General features: G+C 37.4%; 3 protein-coding genes. All 3 read left to right on the forward strand.

Features of this window, described 5'->3' with window-relative positions; all coding sequences use genetic code 11:
- On the forward strand, positions 1 to 708 hold a 708-nt coding region (locus P20495_RS20960), incomplete at its 5' end, for a transposase (RefSeq protein WP_083829708.1).
- Positions 709 to 844: 136 nt separating this feature from the next.
- On the forward strand, positions 845 to 2,134 hold the full coding sequence (msrA, locus tag P20495_RS04470) for a peptide-methionine (S)-S-oxide reductase MsrA (protein WP_008138215.1): 1,290 nt from the start codon (positions 845 to 847) through the stop codon (positions 2,132 to 2,134).
- Between the two features lie 278 nt (positions 2,135 to 2,412).
- Positions 2,413 to 3,684 carry an IS4 family transposase gene (locus P20495_RS04465; RefSeq protein WP_008138216.1) on the forward strand — a complete coding sequence of 424 codons (1,272 nt, stop codon included), beginning with the start codon at positions 2,413 to 2,415 and terminating at the stop codon, positions 3,682 to 3,684.
- Positions 3,685 to 3,829: the final 145 nt, after the last annotated feature.

The raw sequence follows: 3,829 nt of genomic DNA on the forward strand, positions 1-3,829 counted from the left end.
GGTACGTTATTACTTGCTGATGCTGGGTATTTTGACTTAGATTACTTTGAGCAAGTAGCTCAAGATGGCGGATATTTTTTGATCAGAGCAAATAAAAACATTAACCCAATCGTTACATCAGCCTATTGCGCGGGTATAGAACTTAAAGAAAAGAACATTAAACTCAAAACGTTACTCGATAAATTCGCAAGCCAACCACTTGAATTAACAGTACGTTGGAAGAAAAATGGGCCCGAGTACAGGCTTATCTATTTACCGAATGAAAAGCGCCCCGTTTTCCTTGTTACTAATTTAAAAGAGGCACAGTTTAGCTTTGACGAGCTACTCGATATATATGCAACTCGTTGGCAAATTGAGTTGTTTTTCAAAGAACTAAAGTCATGGAATAACCTTAAAGGGTTCATCACACGAGATCCTCATATTGCCGAATCATTGGTTTGGCTGAGCATACTGCAAACACTTATCAAGCGTTTTATCTGCCATAGTGCAGCGGGTATGTTTAAGTGTGCGATCTCGACATTTAGAGCGAGTAAGTGCAGTTATCTTTGGTTGGATGATATTCTGGATTGCATAGAACAAACACGGTGCAGCCATAAGATACATCGTGTATTTGAGCTACTAGCGGTAAATTGTAAGCGGCAAAGCATTGAGAAAAACAATGATATTTGCCGTTTTAAGATAGGAAGTCACACGGTCTGTGTTCCTTAAGAACTAAGCTATGAATCGTATTTAACTTATTGAGGACTAAAACTTAATACGCTTCGTACTAAATAAGTAATTAGCTTGAAATGAAAATTAAGATAAGGAGGTCTTAATTAGCACGCACTTGTTTATGAGGTACTTTATGAAACACCAGCATTTATTATATTTATCAGGCGCTGCTATTATATTTAGCGCAGGCAGTTTTGCTTTATCTATGGAAAAGGTTGAGCACAGTAATGTAGAAGCAACCATGCATGTAGAGACCATTGTACTTGGATCTGGTTGTTTTTGGGGAGCCGAAAAACGCTACGAAGCGCTTAATGGCGTTATAGATGCTGAGTCGGGTTACGCTGACGGCAAGGGCTTTAAAGCAACGTACAGAAACATTACTGATCAGTCTCGTCGTTTTGACGAGAACAATTATGCTGAAGTTGTACAAGTTATGTATAACAGCAATATAATTTCAGCAGAAGATCTCTTAAAAAACTATTTTGAAAGTCACGATCCTACGCAAAAAAATCGCCAAGGGAACGACATAGGTACGCAATATCGTTCAATCGTATTAACAACTACCGATGGGCAAGCTAAAGTAGCTGAGCAAGTTAAATCGCAATATCAGCAACTTTTAACTGATGCGAGCTACGGCAAAATTGAAACAGTTATTAAACCGCTTCAAGGCTTTGTATCGGCAGAAGAGTATCATCAAAATTATTTAGAAAAGAACCCTAATGGCTATTGCCCAGATCATTCTACCGGTGTTGTTTTTAATAAAACACCTGTAGAAAAAGTAGATAACACTGCTTTAATAGCAGGAAAGCAAATCGTAGTCTTAGATTCACGTGAATACTGCCCATACTGTGAAAAGTTTAAAAAAGCAGTCGCAAATGATTACAAAGGGACAATACCAATGTCGTTTCGCCATGCTGACCAACTTGATGATTTAACTATTAAGTCAGCCACGTGGGCAACACCGACCATTTTGTTTTTAGAAAATGGTGTTGAGGTATATGGCCGTCAAGGTTATGCAACGCCTGAAGAGTTTTATAAAGCATTAGGCGCTTTTAAATTGGGTAACAGCGATGCTTATAAAGTTGCATTTGATGCGCGAACAGATAGACCTTACTGTAAAGAGTACAAAGAGTTTAAAAATACACCTGACGGTACTTTTGTTGATAAATTAAGTGGCGAGCCACTATTTGATACAAGCGATAGGTTTAACTCAGGTACTGGTTGGTTGTCGTTTACTCATCCTGTAAAAAACAACGTAACACAGCACGACGATAGCAGCTGGGGCATGACACGCATTGAGCTTCGCTCTAAAAGTACAGGCATACACTTAGGGCACTTGTTCCCAGGTGAAGGCCCAAGAGGGCGCGATCGTTACTGCATTAACGCAACCGTACTTGATTTTGTACCGCGAGATAAAAGTTAAATTAAAATTATTCCAGACATAATTTAATTTTCAAAAAAATATTAGGGCGTGTTGATCTTTGTGGATTGAAATTTGTTCAATCTAGGGGCGATTAAATCGCGGCGTGAGGTTTGTAACCTAGCGGGCTAAGTAAAAACCGAGCAAAGCTTCCGCGTCCTGCTCACGCCCCTTACCTACATCCATGTCATAGGTAAGATCTTAAGAAATTGAGTTGAAGCTCAATTCATGATCAAATGGTTGTTACCACACAAACCACAGAATCAAGAAAAGAGCTTCAAATGAATGCTAACATTTTTATTAATAAGTTAAAAAGTATCCTAAGTGAAAAAAAACTGAACCGACTTGGTAAACAAGTAGCATTTACTAAAAGAGAAAGAAATATTACCGCATTTCATATGGTTGTTAGTCTTGTTGCTGCGCTTGGGGATAAAAAAACGATCTATTTATCCGAAATATTAAGAGTTTATAATCAGCTAACAGGGCAGTCTATTAAGTATAAGCCTTTTCATAACCAGTTAGTTAAACCTGAACTAGCTGAACTAATGCGAGAGGTAACAAATAGAGTTTTTAATTGTTGGATAAATGATGCGCTTAAGTACACGAAAAAAGATTTGTTCAAGTTTGAGAATATTTTAATTCAGGACGGTAGCTCTATTATGCTTCATCGTTCTTTAAAAGATGTTTTTCCTGGGCGATTTTCAAATACGTGTCCAGCAGCGATTGAATTGCATGCTACTTTAAATTTAACGCAAGGTTGCTTTGAAAAAGCAGGCATAACACCAGACAGTTACTCTGAACGTGAAGAACTTCCAACATTTAAAGAGTTGAAAGGACAGTTGTTACTTGCTGATAGAGGGTATTATTCAGGTAGTTATATTCATGAATTAGATAAAGCAGGAGGATTTTACGTATTAAGAGCGAAGGGGTTAAAAGCAGTCAGAGTACATAATGCTTTTAAGCAAAATGGACAGGAATTAACAGGAAGTCATTCCCCAAAGTTATGTGAATTGCTCCCCGAATTACCTAAAAATGATCTTATTGATATGAATGTTAGCATAAAAAACAAGCTAACAAGAGTCGTTGGGTATTGGTCAAAAAAAGAAAAACAATATACATTTTTAGTCACTAATTTATCTATTGATGAATTTACAGCGACTGAAATAGGCAAATTATATAGGTTACGCTGGCAGGTTGAATTACTTTTTAAGGAGTGTAAGTCTTATAATAATTTACGCGGCTTTCAAACATCAAACGCAACCTTACAAGAGGCGCTAATTTATGTAAGTTTAATAGTAACCACGCTTAAAAGGTTTTTAACTGGCTGTATTGAAAAGATATTCAAAACTGAAATGTCTACAATGACAGTAGCAAAAACAACGGGTGTTTGGTGGATTGGCATATTAACAGCGATTATTAGGAAGCATAGGAAAGGATTGTTAAATGCAGTTAATGGAGCATTTGACTTTCTGAGGAAAAATGCAGCTAGGGCGCCCCCCAAACGCGATCGAAAAACAGGAGTATTTCAGTATGGGGTAGAGCCAAATTTTTAAGGCTGTACTTAATATTTTTCTTAAGTACCTACCTATGACATCCCTGTCTCTTGATCACAACTTTTCTGTCTGCTGAATTGATATTAACAATTCGGCAGATTCGACCATTTCTGCTAATTTCAACCACCCCTTCCAGAGTGTTTTT

The organism is Pseudoalteromonas sp. BSi20495 (genome assembly GCF_000241185.1).
Taxonomy (GTDB): domain Bacteria; phylum Pseudomonadota; class Gammaproteobacteria; order Enterobacterales; family Alteromonadaceae; genus Pseudoalteromonas; species Pseudoalteromonas fuliginea.